The sequence below is a fragment of the Acidimicrobiales bacterium genome (assembly GCA_035316325.1).
In the GTDB taxonomy this organism is placed as follows: Bacteria; Actinomycetota; Acidimicrobiia; order Acidimicrobiales; family VFJN01; genus DASXTK01.
In genome coordinates, this window is the sequence record DATHJB010000135.1 from 16,314 (window position 1) to 34,470 (window position 18,157).

20 protein-coding genes are annotated in these 18,157 nt (G+C 72.1%); 9 read left to right on the forward strand and 11 right to left on the reverse strand.

Annotated elements, in window-relative coordinates; genetic code table 11:
• Window positions 1-38 precede the first annotated feature (38 nt).
• The 7 genes from VK611_17795 to VK611_17825 all read left to right on the forward strand — a co-directional run bounded on the left by VK611_17795 (window position 39) and on the right by VK611_17825 (window position 6,748).
• Window positions 39-776: a TetR/AcrR family transcriptional regulator gene (locus VK611_17795; protein HMG43188.1), complete on the forward strand. Its 738-nt coding sequence runs from the start codon at window positions 39-41 to the stop codon at window positions 774-776.
• Window positions 777-921: 145 nt separating this feature from the next.
• A complete protein-coding gene (locus VK611_17800) occupies window positions 922-1,974 on the forward strand; it encodes an ABC transporter substrate-binding protein (protein ID HMG43189.1) in 1,053 nt (350 codons plus the stop codon).
• The gene (locus VK611_17805; GenBank protein HMG43190.1) at window positions 1,967-2,911 is read left to right on the forward strand and encodes an ABC transporter permease; all 945 of its coding nucleotides are present in this window, start codon (window positions 1,967-1,969) and stop codon (window positions 2,909-2,911) included. Before VK611_17800 ends, VK611_17805 begins: the two co-directional genes overlap by 8 nt.
• Window positions 2,912-2,919: 8 nt before the next feature.
• The gene (locus VK611_17810; GenBank protein ID HMG43191.1) at window positions 2,920-3,714 is read left to right on the forward strand and encodes an ABC transporter ATP-binding protein; all 795 of its coding nucleotides are present in this window, start codon (window positions 2,920-2,922) and stop codon (window positions 3,712-3,714) included.
• Window positions 3,715-3,809: 95 nt separating this feature from the next.
• Window positions 3,810-4,448, forward strand: a complete 639-nt coding sequence (locus VK611_17815) for a helix-turn-helix domain-containing protein (protein HMG43192.1) — start codon at window positions 3,810-3,812, stop codon at window positions 4,446-4,448.
• Entirely contained in the window at window positions 4,445-5,707 is a 1,263-nt protein-coding gene (locus tag VK611_17820; protein HMG43193.1) for an alkyl sulfatase dimerization domain-containing protein, read from the forward strand. Before VK611_17815 ends, VK611_17820 begins: the two co-directional genes overlap by 4 nt.
• Window positions 5,708-5,905: 198 nt before the next feature.
• Window positions 5,906-6,748 carry a hypothetical protein gene (locus VK611_17825; protein ID HMG43194.1) on the forward strand — a complete coding sequence of 281 codons (843 nt, stop codon included), beginning with the start codon at window positions 5,906-5,908 and terminating at the stop codon, window positions 6,746-6,748.
• A 49-nt stretch (window positions 6,749-6,797) separates the two neighbouring features.
• Here VK611_17825 and VK611_17830 read toward each other — a convergent pair whose 3' ends face one another.
• The 4 genes from VK611_17830 to VK611_17845 all read right to left on the reverse strand — a co-directional run bounded on the left by VK611_17830 (window position 6,798) and on the right by VK611_17845 (window position 10,182).
• Complete coding sequence (locus tag VK611_17830; GenBank protein ID HMG43195.1) at window positions 6,798-7,883, reverse strand: methyltransferase domain-containing protein; 1,086 nt, start codon at window positions 7,881-7,883, stop codon at window positions 6,798-6,800.
• Complete coding sequence (locus VK611_17835; GenBank protein HMG43196.1) at window positions 7,883-8,203, reverse strand: hypothetical protein; 321 nt, start codon at window positions 8,201-8,203, stop codon at window positions 7,883-7,885. The genes VK611_17830 and VK611_17835 overlap by 1 nt, the downstream gene beginning before the upstream one ends.
• On the reverse strand, window positions 8,193-9,134 hold the full coding sequence (locus VK611_17840) for an SDR family oxidoreductase (GenBank protein HMG43197.1): 942 nt from the start codon (window positions 9,132-9,134) through the stop codon (window positions 8,193-8,195). Before VK611_17840 ends, VK611_17835 begins: the two co-directional genes overlap by 11 nt.
• 67 nt (window positions 9,135-9,201) lie before the next feature.
• Window positions 9,202-10,182: an LLM class F420-dependent oxidoreductase gene (locus VK611_17845; GenBank protein HMG43198.1), complete on the reverse strand. Its 981-nt coding sequence runs from the start codon at window positions 10,180-10,182 to the stop codon at window positions 9,202-9,204.
• 40 nt (window positions 10,183-10,222) lie between these two features.
• Here VK611_17845 and VK611_17850 point away from each other — a divergent pair, with 40 nt between their 5' ends.
• Window positions 10,223-10,948, forward strand: a complete 726-nt coding sequence (locus VK611_17850; GenBank protein ID HMG43199.1) for a DUF480 domain-containing protein — start codon at window positions 10,223-10,225, stop codon at window positions 10,946-10,948.
• A gap of 55 nt (window positions 10,949-11,003) precedes the next feature.
• On the opposite strand, the gene VK611_17855 is transcribed toward VK611_17850, so the two are convergent.
• Window positions 11,004-12,356 carry a protein kinase gene (locus VK611_17855; protein ID HMG43200.1) on the reverse strand — a complete coding sequence of 451 codons (1,353 nt, stop codon included), beginning with the start codon at window positions 12,354-12,356 and terminating at the stop codon, window positions 11,004-11,006.
• A gap of 121 nt (window positions 12,357-12,477) precedes the next feature.
• Here VK611_17855 and VK611_17860 point away from each other — a divergent pair, with 121 nt between their 5' ends.
• On the forward strand, window positions 12,478-12,669 hold the full coding sequence (locus VK611_17860; protein HMG43201.1) for a hypothetical protein: 192 nt from the start codon (window positions 12,478-12,480) through the stop codon (window positions 12,667-12,669).
• Between the two features lie 144 nt (window positions 12,670-12,813).
• Here the strand turns inward: VK611_17860 and VK611_17865 are convergent, their stop codons facing one another.
• The 6 genes from VK611_17865 to VK611_17890 form a co-directional block, all read right to left on the reverse strand.
• Complete coding sequence (locus VK611_17865; protein ID HMG43202.1) at window positions 12,814-14,505, reverse strand: hypothetical protein; 1,692 nt, start codon at window positions 14,503-14,505, stop codon at window positions 12,814-12,816.
• A gap of 127 nt (window positions 14,506-14,632) precedes the next feature.
• A complete protein-coding gene (locus VK611_17870) occupies window positions 14,633-15,229 on the reverse strand; it encodes a DsbA family protein (protein ID HMG43203.1) in 597 nt (198 codons plus the stop codon).
• A 30-nt stretch (window positions 15,230-15,259) separates the two neighbouring features.
• Window positions 15,260-15,826 carry a phosphatase PAP2 family protein gene (locus VK611_17875; GenBank protein HMG43204.1) on the reverse strand — a complete coding sequence of 189 codons (567 nt, stop codon included), beginning with the start codon at window positions 15,824-15,826 and terminating at the stop codon, window positions 15,260-15,262.
• Window positions 15,826-16,692: a PD-(D/E)XK nuclease family protein gene (locus VK611_17880; GenBank protein ID HMG43205.1), complete on the reverse strand. Its 867-nt coding sequence runs from the start codon at window positions 16,690-16,692 to the stop codon at window positions 15,826-15,828. The genes VK611_17875 and VK611_17880 overlap by 1 nt, the downstream gene beginning before the upstream one ends.
• 56 nt (window positions 16,693-16,748) lie before the next feature.
• Window positions 16,749-17,123, reverse strand: coding sequence for a hypothetical protein (locus VK611_17885; protein HMG43206.1), 375 nt, complete (start codon window positions 17,121-17,123; stop codon window positions 16,749-16,751).
• Between the two features lie 141 nt (window positions 17,124-17,264).
• Window positions 17,265-18,137 carry an alpha/beta hydrolase gene (locus VK611_17890; protein HMG43207.1) on the reverse strand — a complete coding sequence of 291 codons (873 nt, stop codon included), beginning with the start codon at window positions 18,135-18,137 and terminating at the stop codon, window positions 17,265-17,267.
• Window positions 18,138-18,157 lie beyond the last annotated feature (20 nt).

An 18,157-nucleotide genomic window follows, 5' to 3' on the forward strand; every position in this document is an offset into this window, starting at 1 on the left:
CGGCGAGGAAATCCCGGGCGAAAGGTACAGTCGCCGGCGTGCCGCGCCGTTTGCCCGCCTCCGGTACGACTCCGCCGCCGGCCGTCCGCCGGCCGGGTCGACCGCGGACGCGACCCCGTCAGGGCGACGACAGCGACGCCCGCGGCGACATCGTCCGCGCCGCCGCCGAGCTGTTCGGCGCCCGTGGGGTCCACAGCGTGACCATGGCCGAGATCGCCGAGCGCGCCGGCCTCCAACAGCCCTCGCTCTACTACTACTTCCGCTCCAAGCTCGACGTGCTGCGGCACATCCTGGCCGACGTCAACCGCATCCCGCTGTCGATCGTCGAGCGGGCCCGCAACACCGAGGGCCCGGTGGCCGTGCGTCTCTTTTGGCTCGTCCACCAGGATGTTCTCGCCCTCTGCGCCTTCCCGTTCGACATCAACGAGGTACACCGGCTCTCCGCCGGCAACCCCGAGGAGTTCGACGGCTACTGGGTGGAGCGCCAGCACCTCAACGACGAGGTCGAGGCGCTGATCGCCGAGGGCATCGCCGCGGGCGAGCTGCGTGAGGTCGACCCGCGGCTGGCGGCGCTGATGGTGCTCGCCAACGACGAGGCCACGCAGAACTGGTACCGGCCGGTGGCGGGGCGTCGGCTGGCCGGTCGGGCCGACCCGGCGCTCGGCGACTACTCGCCCGAGGAGATCGCCGACCAGGCGGCCGAGGCGGCGCTGCGCCATCTGCTGGTGCGAACAGCCTCGGTAGATGCGGTGCGCTCCCGCGCGCTCTCCATTTGACGTACGGTCCTGCCTGTTGGGGCCCTTGGTCATCAACGCGTCAGCTACTAGCCACACGCTGTTGTTTCTAAGGACATTCGACAGAAATGCCGCGTCCCCTACGGTCGTGGCCGCGAACTGGACGCATTGCTGGAGGAGTCGATCCGTGCCGAGTAAGACCCGATCCCGTTGGGCCTGGCTACCGCTTGTCCCACTGCTCATCGCCGTCTCCGCCTGTGGTGACGACGACGACGCCGAGACCGGCAGCGGTAGCGGCAGTGAGCCGGCGGAGTCGAGCAGCGGTGAACCCATCACCCTGGGCTACAGCGCCTGGCCGGGGTGGTTCCCGTGGGCCGTCACCGAGGAGGCGGGCATCTTCGACGAGGTCGGCCTCGAGGTCGACCTGACGTTCTTCGCCGACTACCTGACCTCGCTGGAAGCCATGGCGACCGGCGAGATCGACGCCAACAGCCAGACCCTCAACGACACGCTCGTGTCGGTGTCCGCGGGCAGCGACCAGCGGATCGTGATCACCAACGACAACTCGGCCGGCAACGACGCCATCATCGTCGACGAGTCGATCACGAGCATCGCCGACCTGGAGGGCAAGACCGTCGCCGCCGAGCTGGGCGTGGTCGACCACTTCCTGCTGCTGCAGGGCCTCGCCGAAGAGGGCCTCACCGAGGCGGACGTCGACTTCCGCGGCGTGCTCACCGATGCCGCCGCCACCGGCTTCGCCAACGGGGAGTTCGACGCGGTGGGCGTGTTCGCCCCGTTCACGCTGACCGCCCTGGAGCGGCCCGGCTCCCACGTGCTGTTCGACTCGTCCGACTTCCCCGGCACCATCCCCGACCACCTGGTCGTCACACCCGAGATGGTCGAGGACCGGCCCGAGGACGTCCAGAAGCTGGTCGACGCCTGGTACGCCACGCTCGACTACATGGAGGAGAACCCGGAGGAGGCCCGGGAGATCATGGCGGGCGTCGCCGAGATCTCGCCGGAGGAGTACGAGTCGCTCGAGGCCGGCACGAAGCTCTTCAGCGCCGAGGAGGCCCTGGCGGCCTTCGAGGGCGAGGAGGCTCCCGAGGGCCTGGCGCCGATGGCCGAGCAGATCAGCGAGTTCCTGGTCACCGCCGGGCTCGCCGAGGAGGCCCCGCCGCTCGACGACCTGCTCGACCCCTCCTTCACCCAGGACTACATCGACCGGAACGGTGACTGAGATCGGTCGTTCGTCCACCACCTCGGGGGCGGCGCCCATGCCGACGGGCTCGGCAGCCTCGGCGGGTACAGCGGCCGCGACGTCTGCACCAGCAGCGTCGCGGCCGTCGCCTGCCCCCGCCGGTAGAGGGAGAGGCAAGGGGCGGGGCCGGCGGCCGATCCTGCTGCTGGAGCTGCGGAGCCAGCTGCCCGGCTACGTCCGCTGGCTGCTCGCCGCCCTGGGCCTGGCGGCGGTCTTCGCCCTGTGGCTGTGGGCGGCGAGCCGGCCCAGCCGGACCGTCATCGTCCCGTCGCCGGGCGACACCTGGACGGCGCTGCGCGAGCTGTGGACCGACGGGCTCCTGTGGAGCGACCTCACGGCGTCGGGGGAGCGCATCCTCTACGGCTACTCGATCTCGATGGCGATCGGCATCGTGCTGGGTGTCGCCATGGGTTCGCTGCTGGCCGTCGAGGCGACGTTCGAGGCCCCGATCGCCTTCATGCGCTACGTCCCCGCGGCCGCCCTGACCCCGTTGATGATGTCGTGGCTGGGGATCGACGAGAGCCCCAAGATCACGCTGATCGTGCTGGGCACGGTGTTCTTCAACGTCCTGATGGTGGGCGACGTCGCCCGGGCCGTGCCCCGCGAGCTGATCGAGGCCAGCTACACGCTGGGTGCCCGGCGGACGACGGTGCTGGGGAGGATCGTGTTCCGGCACTCCCTGCCCGGGATCATCGACGTGGCGCGGATCAACCTGGCCGCCGCCTGGCTGATGCTGGTGGTGTCCGAGCTGCTGGCCGCCAACGAGGGCCTGGCGTTCCGGATCATCAAGGCGCAGCGGTTCAAGAACTACGACACGATGTTCGCCGTGCTGCTGGTGTTCGGCGTGGTCGGTGTGGTGACCGACCTGGCGTTGCGCTGGTTGCGCAACCTCTCGTCCCCGTGGGCCCGGCCATGACCGGCGCCATGCGGAAGCTCGAGATCACCGGGCTGACGAAGACCTTCCCCGGCCGGCGCAAGGCGCCCCCGGTGGAGGCTCTGGGCGGTGTCGACCTGCACGTCGACGAGGGCGAGCTCGTCTCGCTGATCGGCACCTCGGGGTGCGGGAAGTCGACGCTGCTGCGGATCGTCGGCGGCCTGGAGCGTGCCGACGGCGGCGAGGTGCTGGTCGACGGCGAGCCCGTGATCGGCCCGGGGCCGGACCGGGGGATGATCTTCCAGGGGTACTCGCTGTTCCCGTGGCTGACGGTGGCCGGCAACATCAACTTCGGGCTGAAGCTGGCCGGCGTGCCGTCGGGTCGCCGCTCGCAGCGGGTGGCCGAGCTGCTGGGCGTCATGGGGCTCGCCGAGCACGCCGGCCGCCTGCCCCGGGAGCTGTCGGGCGGCATGCGCCAGCGGGTGGCGATCGCCCGCGCCCTGGCTCCCGAGCCCGACGTGCTGCTGCTGGACGAGCCGTTCGGGGCGCTCGACGCCCAGACCCGCCTGTCGATGCACGAGTTCCTGCGGTCGGTGTGGCACCGCACGGGTGCGACGATCCTGATGGTCACCCACGACGTGGACGAGGCCGTGTACCTGTCGCGCCGGGTCTACGTGATGCACGCCCATCCGGGGCGGATCGTCGACGAGGTGCAGCTGCCGTTCGAGCCCGGGCTCGGCCCGTCGATCAAGCGCAGCCCGCAGTTCCTCGACATCCGTGACGAGATCCACGAGGCACTGGTGTCGGAGGACGCCGCGGAGCGTGAGCCGGCGTCGTCGTCGTAGCTCGTCGGATCCCCGTGCGTAGTGACGGGAGCACGTCGCGTCCCATTTGCCGAGGGCGTTGACGATGTAAGGCGCGCTCCTTAACCTTGTGGGCCATGGGAGCCGGCAGCGCAGCACGTGAGGCGATGATCGATGCCGCAGAGCGGCTGGTCGCCGAAGAGGGCGTCGCCGCCTGCTCGCTGCGTGAGGTGCAGGCCCTCGCCGGGCAGCGCAACAAGTCGGCGGCCCACTACCACTTCGGCTCCCGTGACGGCCTGGTGGAGGCCATCGTCGAGACCCGCATGGGGCCCATCAACGCCGCCCGCCTGGCCCTGATCGACGAGCTCGACGCCCAGGGCCGCGGCGACGACCTGCGCGGTCTGGTCGAGGTGCTGGTCGACCCGCTCGCCGACGCCACCCTGCGCCGGCCGGGCAGCGCCTACGCCCGCTTCCTCGCCCACGTGCTGGACGACCCGAAGACCACTGCCGCCGTCGCCCGCCACCTGCAGGCCGAGAGCATCCGGATCACCCGGCAGCGGTTGGCCGCCCAGATCGCCGACGTGCCCGACGAGCTGCGGGACGTGCGCATCGATCGGGCCATCGGGATGCTGATCATCTCGCTGGCCGCGTGGGAGGACCTGCCGGGCCCGCACGAGACGCGGGTGGCCGACCTGGTCGACGCCTGCGTCGCGGTCCTGCAGGCGCCGCTGTCGGCACGGACCCGGGCCGCGATCGAGGGGGAGGCGGCGACGTGAGCGCACGTTCGCTGGAGATGTCGGAGCGGTTGTGGACCGGCGAGCTGGAGCCCGGCGAGGTCCACCCGGTGGTCGTGAACAGCGACCTCGACGAGGTGGCGCCCGGCGTCGCCTTCGTGCCCGCGTTCGGGAGCATCTGCGCCTTCGACCTGGGCGACGAGCTGCTGCTGGTCGACACCGGCAACCGCTTCCTGGCCCGCCGCAACTTCGAGCGGGTGCGGGGCTGGACCGCAGCGCCGCTGACCACCGCCGTCTACACGCACGGGCACATCGACCACGTCTTCGGGCTCGGGCCGTACGAGGCGGAGGCCGCCGAGAAGGGCTGGCCGCAGCCCCACGTCGTCGCCCACCGCGACCTGCCCAAGCGCTTCGACCGCTACGTGCTCACCGCCGGCTACAACGGCGTGATCAACGCCCGCCAGTTCAAGATGGGCACCTTCGACTGGCCGACGGACTACCGCTACCCGGACCAGACCTACGACGACCGGCTCGACCTGGTCGTCGCCGGCGAGCGCTTCGAGCTGCACCACGCCATGGGCGAGACCGACGACCACACGTGGACGTGGGCGCCCGACCGGCGGGTCCTCTGCTCCGGCGACATGTTCATCTGGGCCAGCCCCAACTGCGGCAACCCCCAGAAGGTGCAGCGCTACCCCCGGGAGTGGGCGCTGGCGCTGCGGGAGATGGCGGCGCTCGAGCCCGAGCTGCTGCTGCCGGGCCACGGCTGGCCGATCGCCGGCGTCGACCGGGTGGTCCAGGCGCTGACCGAGACCGCCGACCTGCTCGACAGCCTCGTCACCCAGACGCTCGAGCTGATGAACCAGGGCGCCCGTCTCGACGAGATCGTGCAGGCCGTGAAGGCGCCGCCGGAGCTGCTGGAGCGGCCCTACCTGCGGCCGATCTACGACGAGCCCGAGTTCGTGGTGCGCAACCTGTGGCGCCTCTACGGGGGCTGGTACGACGGCAACCCTTCTCACCTCAAACCATCGGGGGATGCGGCACTGGCCGGTGAGGTCGCGGCGCTGGCGGGCGGCGCCGCGACCCTCGCCGGCCGGGCATTGGAGCTGCTGGCGGGCGGCGACCTGCGCCTGGCGGGCCACCTGGCCGAGATGGCGGCTCAGGCGGCCCCGGACGACCCGGGCGTCCACAAGGCCCGGGCCGAGGTGTTCGCCGCCCGGGCCGCCGAGGAGCTCTCCACCATGTCGAAGGGGATCTTCTCCTGGGCCGCCGACGAGTCGTCAGCCCGGGCGGGAGGCTGAAGGCCGAGTCATCTGTGGTCGTTCGACCGGGGTCGAGTCGTTCGTGGTCGGAGACCGACCACAGACGACTCGGGAGTGGCGTGGCGACCACAGGTGACTCGGGTGGCTTGAGCGCGTCATCGGTCAAGTTCCGGTCGTCGTTCGCCGAACCCGCAACAAGGCGGCCAAGTACCCGCAGGTGTCCAATATCTTCCGGGCATGGCTAACCACATCCATGCCTCCATCGATCTCGATGACGCTGTGACCGTCAGCCCGTATTGGGACGACGAGGACGAGCACGACCTCGAGGACGATGACAACGACGGGTGGAGCGTCGAGTTGAACGAACGACCGTTGCCACGCGGTGGCGTCGTCGGTCTGATCGTCGGTGTGTTCGAGAACCGGGCCGAGGCTGAGCAACAGGCCGCCGATGTCCGGGAGTTGCTCAGCTCGTGGGCGGCGAGAGACAGGGATAGGAAGCCACATGTTGAGCCAGCAGAGCGATGGGCGGCCTACTCAGCAGAGGGAGAAGGCACGCCGTGGGGTCTCACGCCTCGCATGGCTTGTCAGCTCCACATGGCGGCTGATGTCGAGGCCGACATGCTGCGAGACAACGGACTCGACGACGCTGGCTACGTGCTGCCACGGGCGGCGCGGCGGGTCGTGACTCCGGAGTTCTGGGGGCGGTTCGTTCAGTGCTTCGAAGATCTGGCTGCTCGCCTGGCTGAGCCAGACGATGACCTCTTGCCGCGGTGTGTAGGAGAGGAGGTGGCGTTGGCTCACGTAATCGAGCAAGCCAAGTCGCGTTACCTCGACATGTCCGAGGGTTGGGTCGTCGCTGGGCTCGACCTTTCAGAGCTGCCGTCAAACCAGGAGCTCGACACCGACTTCGAGCACTACGCCGACGTGTTGTTCGAGGACCGGGACTTCGAGCTGCTGTGGATGCCGAGGTTCGACGGGATCGAGGACGACGAGGAGCTACAGCAGGAGCTGAGGATCGCGAACCTGCATCCGAGCCGGTGGTTCCTTCCGTTCCGACCTGACGAGGGCAACGACTCGTGAACTGGTCGTCGACCTGCCGTTGATCGGTCGCTCGGTACGCCTTGCTCGTCTATTGATCGCCGAGGGTGGCGGCCGCCCGTAGGTGGGCGGCCAGCTCGGACGGCGGCGTGCGGGCGTTGAGGCCGCTGGTGGAGGGCATGACGTAGACGGGGCGGCCGCCCAGGTCGCTCGGCTGGACGCCCGGTTGCGCCTTGCGGTCGACCACGGAGCGCCAGCCGGCCAGGCCGACGAAGCAGACCGCGCCCGGCTGCAGCCACTCCACCAGGTGCTCGACACGCCGGAGGCCGTCGCGGTACTCGGCAGCGGCCAGCTCGTCGGCCCGGGCTGTGGCCCGCTTGACGATGTCGGTCATCCCGACGCCGTGGTCGCGCAGCGCCGCCCGGGGGTCGCGGTCGACCGACACGATGCCGGCCGCAAGCGCCGCGGGCCAGTACCGGTTGCCCGGCCGGGCGAAGCCGACACCGGCGTCGGCGGCGTAGATGCTCGGGTTGAGGCCGCACACCAGCAGGCGCATGCCGGCGCCCACGGTGTCGGCCAGGCTGCGGGCCCGCCGGGCGGTCACGGCGAAGCGCCCGTGCGGGTGCTCCTCCGGGGGGACGTCCGCGTCGATCGCCTCGAACCCGGCGCCCACCAGGAGGTCGGCGAGCCGCGACGGCTCCCACCAGGTGAACAGCCGGCCGGGGAAGTCGTCGTCGGCGTCGGACACGTCGGTGCCCTCCCCGCCGAACAGCGTGACGTCCAGCACCCCGCCCACCGGCATCACCCGGTGCAGCTCCGCCAGGGCCAGCGGCAGCCGGGCGGCCGGCACGTGCTGCAGCGACTTGCTGGCCCAGGCCCCACCGAACGCCGCCCGCCGGAACGGCAGCGCCTCCACCTCGCACACCACCCCGACGACGCCGTCGCCGCCGTGGCGCTCCCGGGCCGTCGCCACCATCGCCGCAGCCGGGTCCGACGCGACGACCGGTCGCCCCAGGTGGGGGAGGTAGTGCCCGGGCCCGGCTCCCACGTCGAGCCGCCACGCCCCTGCGGGCACCGCGGCCGCGAACGCCTCCGCCCGCTCGGGGGCGTAGGCCCGCCGTTGCCTGGCGTAGCCGTCGGCCCCGCGCTCGTACGCCTCGACCGTCGGCCGGTCCATCAGGCGGAGCGGCGCCGTGACGTGGGGCGGCGGGCCCGGGGATCGGGAGGGGGCGTCGGCGCCCACAGGGCGAGCTGGGCAGGGGCCGAGGCGGCGACGGCGACCGACTGCCAGCGGAGGCGGCCACGGGGGTTGGGGCGGCGGGCCTCGAGGCGATCGGCGACGAGGGAGCGCCAGGCGCCGTCGGCATCGCGGACGGCGATGCTGCCGTCGCGCTCGAGGCCGATCACCGTGCCTTCCTGCCAGTGGCCGCCGTCGTGCCGGCGCCAGCGCACCGGCTCGTCGACCCGCAGGCCCAGCTCCGCCGGGTCACCGGGCACGGGGCGACCCGTCCTCGGGCATCGTAGGAGGCTCAGCGGATTGGTCCGCCTGGTCTCGTGTCGCGGTGCTGTGCTGCCGGAGGCCCCGCTGTTGGGCAGGTGTTCGGCCGCCAAGTGCCGGACTCGTAGGCTGCACGATCCCCCCATCCGCGGGGCCTGCGAGCCGGCGCATGCCCGCCAGCCAGCGGTCGTGGTCCGCGGCGCGGCGCTGCTCGAAGGCGGCGACCTCGGGGTGGGGGAGGATCAGGAAGCGCTCGTCGCGCAGGCCCTCGACCACGGCATCGGCCACGGCGTCGGGGCTGAGGATCCCCTGCACGGCCGCGGCCCGGGCGCCGCCCGACGGTGGATCGCCGTTGGCGCTGCCGATCATCGGCGTGGCGACCGCCATCGGGCACAGGCAGGACACCTTGATGCCCTGGTCGCCGTAGGTGATCGCCAGCCACTCGGCCAGCGCCACCGCGGCGTGCTTGGTGACGGAGTAGGCGGCGTCGCCCGGCTGGCTCAGCAGCCCGGCCGCCGAGGCGGTGTTGAGCAGGTAGCCGCCGCCCCGGGCCAGCATCCTGGGCACCAGCGCCCGGGAGGCGTAGACGTGCGCCATCAGGTTGACCGACCACACCCGGCCCCAGACCTCGTCGCCGGCCTCGATGCCCTGGCCGCTGAGGATGCCGGCGTTGGAGGCGAACAGGTCGATCGGGCCCAGCTCGGCCTCGGTGCGCTCGACGACAGCGGCGATGTCGGCCTCGACGGTGACGTCGGCCGTGTCGGCCACGCCCCGGTCGCCGATCGCCTCGGCGGTGGCCCGGGCGCCGTCGGCGTCGCGGTCGACCACCACCACGGCCCGTGCCCCCTCGGCGGCGAAGCGGAGGCTGAGAGCCCGGCCGATGCCGCTCGCCCCACCGGTCACGACGCAGATGCGATCCGCCAGCTCCATGCGCCCGATCGTACGCCCGTTCGTACCCGCCTCGCACGAACCCGTCGAGCCGACGGGCGGGGCGGGACTAGGAGATCGCGGCCCGGATCGTCGCCTCGGCCACGGCGCGGCGGTCGGCGCCCCACGGCAGCGGCATGAGCACCGGCACGTCGACCCCGGCGTCGACGTAGGAGCGCATCGTGGCGCTCACGGTGTCCTCGTCGCCCATCACGTCGATGGCGTCGACCATGCGGTCGCTCACCGCCGCGACGGCCCCGGCCCGATCGCGGTCGGCGAAGCGCTCCCGCACCTCGGCGACCTCGTCGCCGAAGCCGGCCCGGGTGAAGTTGGCGGCGTAGCTGTCGACCACGGCGTAGGAGAAGAGGTCACGCCGGGCCAGCTCCACGCCCTCCTCGCGGGCGCACACCCCGGCGTGGACGTAGGCGTAGATCGTGGCGTCGCCGCCCTCCCGGACCCGCTCCACCGACCACGGCACGTGCGATGCCGGCAGGTAGTTGAGCAGCACCCCGTCGGCCAGCTCGCCGGCCAGCCGCAGCATCCTGGGGTTGAGCGCCCCGACCACGATGCGGGGCTTGCGCTCACCCAGGCGCACGCCCAGCCGGAAGCCCTTGACCTGGTAGAAGTCGCCGGCGAAGTCGACCTTCTCGCCCGACAGGCACAGCCGCAGCAGAGTGACGTACTCGCGCACCTGCGACAGCGGGTTCTTGCCGTAGGGCACGCCGTGCCAGCGCTCGGTCACCACCGGCGACGAGATGCCGACACCCAGCAGGACCTCCCGCTCGGGCTGCAGCGCCTGCAGGGTCGCCCCCGCCATCGCCACCAGCATCGGGGTGCGCAGCTGCAGCGCCAGCACGCCGGTGCCCAGGTCGAGCGACGGTGCCGCCGCCCCCGCCGCCGCCAGCAGCGAGAACGCCTCGGGCCCGGTCGTCTCGGCGGTCCAGAAGCTGCGGTAGCCGCAGTCGGCTGCCAGCCGTGCGGTCTCGACCGCCAGGTCGGGACCCAGCGTCATCAGCGAAGCGAACGTCACCCCGGCGCGATCCATGCCCATGCCGGCCGACGCTAGCTGCAGGTCATAGGCTCGCTGCCATATGGACATGACCGCGGCCGAGGGGCGCGTGCTGGGATGCCTCGTCGAGGCCCAGGTCGCCAACCCCGACGTGTACGCGGTCACGCTCGACGAGCTGCGCTTCTCCTGCAACCAGATCACCGGGCGCGAACCGGTGATGCTGCTGGACGACCGCGTGGTCGAGGACACGCTGCTGATGCTCAAGTCCCGTGGCCTGGCCCGCTTCGTGACGGCCGGTCACCGCGCCGGGCCCATCAGCTACCGCCATCGGGCCGACGAGCGCTGGCGGCTGGGCGAGCCCGAGCTGGCGGTGTTGGCGGTGCTGCTGGTGCGGGGTCCGCAGACCGTCGACCAGGTGTACCGGCTGCTCGACGAGAAGCAGCTGGCCGGCTCCCGCACCGAGGTGGAGGCGGCGCTCGACACGCTGGCGGGCCGCACGCCCCGGTCGCTGGCCACCCGGTTGGCGCCGTCGGGGCCGGGGCCCGCCCAGCCCGGTGACGTCATGTGGGCAGAGGTGCTGACCGGCCCGCCGCAGGTCGAGACGCTGTTCCCGGTGCCGCCGCGGTCCCCGGTGGCCGTCCAGCCCGGCAATGCCCCACGGCTGTCGCCCACCCTCGCCGAGGTGGCCGACCGGCTCACCAACATCGAGCGGCGCCTGGCGGGCATCGAGGCGGCCCTGCAGTCGCTGCGGGGCGCCACCGCACCGCCGGCACCCCGCACCGCCGGCCCCAGCCGCATCCACCGCTGACCCGAAACCTCGACGGAGCTGGCGCCATAGCCACCACTTCTGGCGAAGTTTCGGCTCAGAGCGTGTCGTAGCGCTCCAGGGCGTAGGGGACCGGCTCGAGCAGCGGCGTGGTGGGCTCGACCACCACCAGGATCTCCAACTTCTCGGTGCACGCCCGCTGCGGGCCGAACACCACCGCCGCCTGGTCGCCGGTGCGGGCGATGTCCTCGCCCACGACGGCCCCGCCGGCCAGCACCACCAGCCGCAGCGGCGCGGCGTCGGGCGACGTCAGCGTCAGGCTCACCTCGACGGCGCGCGGGCACGGCTCGCCCCCGGCGCCGATCGGCAGGGGGTAGGTGTCGCGGCTGGTGGACGGTTCGAGCATGGTGTCGAGCCGGTCGACGAGCGCGGTCTCGCCCTCGACGCCGGGCGCCGGAGGCGCCGACGTGCCGGGCGCGGCGTCGTCGTCGTCGCCGACGACCACCGACGGGCCGTCATCCGGGGGAGCGGCACCCGAGTCGCCGTCGCCATCCGACCCGGCCACCACGAACGCCCCGCCGGCGATCGCCAGGCACCCCACGGCCACGCCGACCGCCACGCCCGGGCGCACCGACGCCGGCGACGCCGGCCGCGGCCACCGACCGCCCCGCGCCGGCTCGTACGCCGCGAGGAGGGCCGCGGCAGTGGGCCGGCGTTCCGGGCGCGGGTCGAGCATCGACGCCAGCCGCATGCGGAGCGCCTTGGGCAGCGACTTCGGCACCTTCTCGACCCTGCCGCTGGCGGCGCGCACCATCAGCAGGCTGGGGTCGCCGGTGCCGAACGGCCCGCCGGCCGTGGCCGCGAACAGCAGCGTCGCCCCCAGGGCGAAGATGTCGCTGGCCGGCGTGAGCGGCTCGTCCCGGGCCTGCTCGGGCGGCATGAAGCCGGGGGTGCCCACCACCATGCCGGCCACGGTGAGGCCGGCCGTCTGGTCCCAGGTGTGGGCCAGGCCGAAGTCGGCGAGGTACGGCTCGGCCTGGTCGTCGTAGAGCACGTTGGCGGGCTTGACGTCGCGGTGGATGATGCCGGCGGCGTGCGCCTCGGCCAGGGCGCCCAGCAGGCGCTGTGCCAGCCGGTCGATCTCGTCGGCGGGTGCCGGACCGTGCTGGGCGACGCGGTCGGCCAGGTTGCCGCCCGCCAGGTAGGGCATCACCAGGACGACGTCGTCGCCCTCCTCCACCACCTCGAGCAGCCGCACCACGTTGGGGTGGTGAAGGCGGCGTAGCACCTCCGCTTCGCGGAGTAGCCGCTGGCGCGAGCGCAGCACCTCGCTGGCCGAACCGGTCAGCGTGAGGCGCTTGAGCGCGACCTGGTTCCCGGCCTGGTCGCGCGCCAGATCGACCACACCCATGCCACCACGGCCCAATCGGGCGACCGGCTCGTAACCCACCAACGACGCAGGCTAGGCGCGGGCGTCGGGCCGACCGGAGCGCGGGCGCCGCGACGACATTCGGGCCGCTCGACAACGGTCTGTCGTCCTGGCGTCACAGTTGACCGGTATGGTGGGCGGCGTGACCGAGTCCCGTGCGCATGACGAGGCGATCCACGAAGCCCTTGCCATCATCGACAAGGGCCTTGGCGACCTGCTCCATCGTGAGCTGGTCTCGACCAACGAGGTAGCGGACCTGCTCCTCGACGTGCGAACCCTGCTGTCCACTCCCAATCCTGACCGCGACGAGAGCGACGTCGTCGTCGCCAGCTGAGCGGTCCCTGCGTCGAGCCCGGTCGCCTCGGCCGAGCTCCAGTAGACGGCGTTCTCGTTCAAGGGCGAGCGAGCTCTGGATCGGTGTAGAAACCGGTCCCGTGCCATCGGTGGATCGACCGTGACGCTCCGCGTGCCCTGCGGGCTACCCGCAGAGCTCCAGGCGGGCCTCTGCCGGGATGGGCGGCACCCGGAGCTGCGTCCGGCTCACTGAGCCCACGACGTTGCGCAGGAAGCGGCCGGGCGTGAGCGGTGCGTCGACCGCGTCGACGAGATCGACCAGGTCGCCACAGGCCAGAGCGGCACGGGCGTCGTCGACCACGGGCTCGTCGACCGAGGGCTGGGCGAACCGGGCGACCAGCCACTCCCAGCCGAGGATCTTCTCGTGCCCCGGCCGGCTGGGTGGCCCGGCCTCCATGTGCGCCCCCAGCGGCTCGGCCAGGCTGAGCTGGTCGATCACATGGGTCCCCAGGAACTTGTAGCCGACCAGCCCGATGGACCCACCCACCAGCAGCGGCCGGTCGCTCCGGGCGTAGCGGCCCGAGCCGCCCAGGTCCACCAGCTGGCCCTCCCGCGGCAGCTCGCCCAGCTGCACGAGCCCCGACTCGACGTAGGTGGCGTAGTCGTCGTAGGTGACGGGACGCTCGTCGCCGGCCAGCAGCATCCACACGAGTCGCTCGTTGGCGATGCCGTCGACGGAGAGGTCGCCGTCGACGGCGGCCGTGGTCGGGTCGTCGGTGATGTCCACCGGGTCCCAACGGCGGAAGCCGCCGATGAGGACCAGCGTCGTTGCCAGCGCCCCGACGCCGGCCCAGGCCACCAGCCGGCGCCGTGACGGCAGCGGGAACGCCGCCACCGGGCAGACGAGGGCGAAGGTGGCGGGCAGGAACAGGCGGGCGTACATGAAGTCGCCGCCCACCTTCACCACGTAGATGCCGTTGATCAGGGCCGCCACCACCGGGGCCGCCGCGACGATCGCGTGGCGCCGTGTCGGCCCGGCCGTCGGCGCCTCCAGCAGGATCAGGACCGCCAGCAGACCCAGCGGGATCAGCAGCAGGGTGGAGCCGACGTACACGTCGAGGTAGGTCCAACCCCGCGACCACAGGCTGCGGCCCGCCTCCTTGGCCAGCGCCGTGTTCGGCACCAGGAGCCCGTAGTAGCCCATGCGGAACACCTGGTAGAGGAGGGGGGCGGCCAGTCCCAGGCCGAGGGCCCGGAGGTTGGCGCGGCGCGAGAGGCGTGATGTGGCCACCAGCGCCACCGCGAAGGCGACGCTGAACACCACGAAGTCCGGCCGGATCAGTGGGCCCAGGCCGATCAGCCCCGCGGCCCATCCCGAAATCTCGACAGAAGTGGTCGCTATGGCGCCATCCCTGTCGAGATTTCGGTGGGGGTCGAGGCGGCGGGCGACGGCCCACCAGCAGGCACCGATCCAGGCGAAGCTCAGGCCGGTCTCCAGGCCGGAGCTGGCGAAGTCCCACATGGGTGGCAGGGCGACCAGGAGCAGGGCGCCCAGCGGCAGGGGAGCGTCGCGGCCGATGCTGGCCCACCAGCGGCGGGCGCCTGCCGCGGCGAAGGCGATGCCCGCCAGGGTCAGGGCGATGCCCGCCAGCACCGCCGTCCAGGCAGGGTCGAGGAACCACAGCAGGACGCGGGCGACGACCAGTATGGCGATCCACAGCGGGCTGGTGCCGGCCTCCACCCGTTCGCCGGCGTTGAACACCGGGCCGTCGCCGTGGAGGACGTTCCAGACGATGCGGAGGTTGATGAAGCCGTCGTCGGACACCCAGCGGTGGTGCCACGCCAGCACGGCGAAGCACACCACCGGAAGCCACACCGCGACGACGGTGCCAGCCGTGACGCGACCGGCCCACGACCCACGGCGTGTCCTCGACATCGGAGGGAGACCGTAGTGCCGGTCACCCTCCGCAACGAGTCGAACCCGGACGGGCCCCGGGAGGGGTTCAGCGCTTCAGTGAGGTGTGCTTGAACTCGTTGAGCTCGGGGGCGTCGACCAGCAGGTCGACGACGCGCTGGATGCTGCGGCGGGCGTGGGCGGCGTCGTCGCCGGGACGGTCCATCAGCCGCACGAACACCGCGGCGTCGCCCTGCAGGAAGGTGGGCACGCCCCACACCTCGAAGTCGTCGACGGCGGCGGTGTGCTCCGCGCGGATGCGGGCCAGGGCGGTCCCCTCGGCGATCTCCGCGAACACGGCGTCGGCGTCGATGCCCTGGTCGGTGAGGACCCGGCGGACGTCGGGCTCCTCGAACTTGCGACCCTCGTCGTGGCGGAGGGCGAACAGCGCCAGGTGCACGTCGAAGAACCGGTCGGGCCAGCGGTCGCGCACCACGACACCCGCCTGCAGCGCCACGAGGCCGCTGTCGTCCTCCGGCCGCTCCCAGATGTCGGTCTCACCCTCGGCGACGTGGACCTGGCCGAGCGAGAACGGCACGAACCGCACGTTCCAGTCGGCGCCGTCCTTCAGGGCTTTCACCAGGTGTTCGTGGGCATTGCGGGCGAACGGGCAGCGGTAGTCCCAGGTCACGGCGAAGTCGGTCATCGAGTGGGTCCAACCGATCGAACGGCTCGACTATTTCCGTGCCGGCCACACCCGCCGGGCCAACAGCGCCAGGCCCGCGCCGAGCGCGGCGCCGGCGACGACGTCGGACGCGTGGTGCACCTTCACGTACACACGGCTGGTGGCGACGGTGGCGGCGACCACCGCGTAGAGCGGCCACAGCGGGTCGTTCTGGGCGAGCACCCCGAAGGCGGTGACCGCCGACGAGGCGTGGCCCGACGGGAAGCTCGACGTGCGGGGCTGGCGCAGCTTCAGCGGGCGGTCCTGCTCCCACGTCGGCCGGCGCCGGCCTACCAGCGACTTCACCACGCCGTTCACGAACACCGACTCCAGGCCGATGATGGTGGCCACCCGCACGGCGTCCTCGGCCCGCCGGTCGGGCGCCAGCGCCCGCGCCGTGCCGATCAGGTGCCAGATCAGGCTGAAGTCGCCGAGCTCCGACGCCGCGTACATCACCCGGTCGAGCGTGGGGTTGCCCCGCCACTGTTGCACCCAGGTGTCGACGGCGTCGTCGAACCGGGTGATCGCCTGCCGGGCCCGCTCCGCCACCGCTCCCTCGGGCGGGGGTAGCTCCGTCATCACCCCGCCGCCGCCATGAGCTCCCTCGCCGCCTTCTCCGCCTTCTCGGCCTCGCGGGCCTCACGTGCCTCGCGGGCGATCTCCAGCGCGACGTCGGGGTCGCCGCCGTAGGACGGGCAGTACTCCTTGAAGGCGCAGTAGTCGCAGAGGCGGGACGGGCGGGGGCGGAAGTCCTCGCGCTCGCAGGCCCGCTCGACCGCCTGCCACACGGCCGACAGGGAGCGGCGGGTGCCGCGGGTGGTCTGGTCGGTGGGCGTGGTGATGATGGCCACGGGTTGGCGGACGTAGAGCAGCTGCACCCGCGCCGGCCGGCGCCCCAGCAGCTCCTCGCACAGCAGCGAGTAGATGTGGACGCCCGAGAGCCGTTTGCGCTCGAAGTTCTCCGACGGCACCGAGCCGGTCTTGTAGTCGGTGACCACCAGCTCGCCGTCGGCGTCGAGCTCCAGCCGGTCGATGATGCCGCGCAGGCGCACGCCGTCGATCTCGACGTCCATCATCAGCTCGAGCCCGATCGCCTCGATGCGCTGCGGGTCCTCCAGCTGGAAGTAGCGCCTCACGAGTTCCGCGGCGTCGGCCTGGAACTCGGCGGCCGCCGCCTCGTCGAGCCCGAGCTCGGCGTAGTCGGGATCGTCGGCCATGTCGGACGCGGCCTCGCCCAACAGGCCCAAGGCGGCGTCGACCGTGCGTGAGGCCGCCGGCAGGACGTGCAGCCGCTCCAACGTCGTGTGCACCAGCGTGCCCTTCGTGGACCACGGGGCCGGCGGCTCGGGCAGCCGGTCGATGGCGGAGAAGCGGAACGCGAGCGCGCAGTCGGTGAAGCTCGACACCTTCGACGGGCTGAGGCTCACCGGTACCTGAAAGGCCATGCAGCGAGCGTATGCGCGCCCTATGACAGTGAAGGGGACCGCGGAGCGTGGGTTGACTAGCTCAGCGTGTCGGGCACCTCGACGGGGGTCGGCGCGGCGAGTGCCTCGACCGAACCGGCGGCGCCGCTGCCGTCGTCGTTCCTCGGGCGCGGCGGAGGCGGTGGCGGCAATGGCCGGTCGAGGTTGGTGCGCGGCTCGGGGGTGTCGACGTAGGCGTCGAGCGCCTCCGTCGCGTCCTCGAGGCTCTGCCACAGCGTGACCGCCGGCTTCCCTTCGATGTTGATCGAGATCGCCGAACCGTCGGCGAACCTCAGCCCCCAGGCGATGGGGCGCCAGCCCAGTGCGGTGCCGTCTTCATCCCAAAGGTCCTGGTAGAAAGCCAACAACCGCGGCACGTGGAAATTGGGCGTGGTGCCGGAGTCCTGACCCATCCGTGTTGCCCCTCTTCTGCCCTTGTTGTTCTGGAGTTCCAGCTGGACGGCGGCGACACGACACCTCACTGCACGACATAGCGTGACGCGTTCCGCACGCTCAGAGACTTGCACAGGATGGTTGCTCGTACAAGAGAGAGATTACGAAAAAGCGACGAAATCCGGGGTTATTGAGGCCGCAATTGTCACCGGGTCCTCCATCGGACCGAAGTGGGTCAGCTCCGGGAAGCGCCGCAGCGAGCCGTTCCCGAGCGACGAGCTGACCAGCGCGGCCATCTGCGCCGGCGGCGCGCCGTCACCGCTGGCGGCCACCGTCGTCGGGCAGGCGACCTGCCCCAGGCCCGCGAAGGCGCCGTTGTCGAGGCCCGCCTCGAAGATGCGGGCCTCCGTCTCCGGCGCGCACTTGAGCTCCACGCTGCCGTCGGGTCGCGAGCGGAAGCCGTGGTCGACGTAGGCGTGCAGCGCCTCGGACGTGAAGCGGTTGAGCGGTGGCTTGGCGTGGTAATTGGCGAACGCCGCGTCACGCGAGGGAAACACGGCACGCCGGCGCCGCGCCGACTCCGCCAGCACGTTGCCCGGAAGGACCCGGCCCTCGGGGCGGGGGAAGACGATCGGCTCGTAGCACCACAGCGCCGCCCAGGTGCCCGGGTGGGCCTGCTCGGCCAGCACCAGGGCGGCGCCGCCCATCGAGTGGCCGACGCCCAGCAGCGGCTCGTCGCCACCACCGATCAGCTCGACGACCGCCAGCACGTCGTCCGCCATGCCGCGCCACGACAGGTCGTCGGAGGCCGGCAGCGTGCTGTCGCCGTGGCCCCGGAAGTCGAGCGCCCAGCAGTGGAAGCGGTCGGCGAGGTGCCAGCCCACCGGCGACCACGTCAGCCCGTGGAAGCCCGTGGGATGGCAGAGCAGCAGCGGCGGGCCGTCGCCACCGAGGTCGTGCACGGCCAGGGACACGCCGTCGCTGGAGGCGACGCGGTGGGCGGCGGGCTCGCTCGGTGGGGTCGGCGGGGTCACGGGGCTCATGCTGGCATCGA

Excerpts from the sequence above, each read along its gene's own strand:
- VK611_17880 (HMG43205.1), bottom strand. The coding sequence starts at position 16,692 with ATGGCCTTTCAGGTACCGGTGAGCCTCAGCCCGTCGAAGGTGTCGAGC.
- VK611_17830 (HMG43195.1), bottom strand. The coding sequence starts at position 7,883 with ATGGACCGGCCGACGGTCGAGGCGTACGAGCGCGGGGCCGACGGCTAC.
- VK611_17845 (HMG43198.1), bottom strand. The coding sequence starts at position 10,182 with ATGGGCATGGATCGCGCCGGGGTGACGTTCGCTTCGCTGATGACGCTG.
- VK611_17870 (HMG43203.1), bottom strand. The coding sequence starts at position 15,229 with ATGACCGACTTCGCCGTGACCTGGGACTACCGCTGCCCGTTCGCCCGC.
- VK611_17885 (HMG43206.1), bottom strand. The coding sequence starts at position 17,123 with ATGGGTCAGGACTCCGGCACCACGCCCAATTTCCACGTGCCGCGGTTG.
- VK611_17875 (HMG43204.1), bottom strand. The coding sequence starts at position 15,826 with ATGACGGAGCTACCCCCGCCCGAGGGAGCGGTGGCGGAGCGGGCCCGG.
- VK611_17810 (HMG43191.1), top strand. The coding sequence starts at position 2,920 with ATGCGGAAGCTCGAGATCACCGGGCTGACGAAGACCTTCCCCGGCCGG.
- VK611_17825 (HMG43194.1), top strand. The coding sequence starts at position 5,906 with ATGGCTAACCACATCCATGCCTCCATCGATCTCGATGACGCTGTGACC.
- VK611_17815 (HMG43192.1), top strand. The coding sequence starts at position 3,810 with ATGGGAGCCGGCAGCGCAGCACGTGAGGCGATGATCGATGCCGCAGAG.
- VK611_17840 (HMG43197.1), bottom strand. The coding sequence starts at position 9,134 with ATGGAGCTGGCGGATCGCATCTGCGTCGTGACCGGTGGGGCGAGCGGC.
- VK611_17850 (HMG43199.1), top strand. The coding sequence starts at position 10,223 with ATGGACATGACCGCGGCCGAGGGGCGCGTGCTGGGATGCCTCGTCGAG.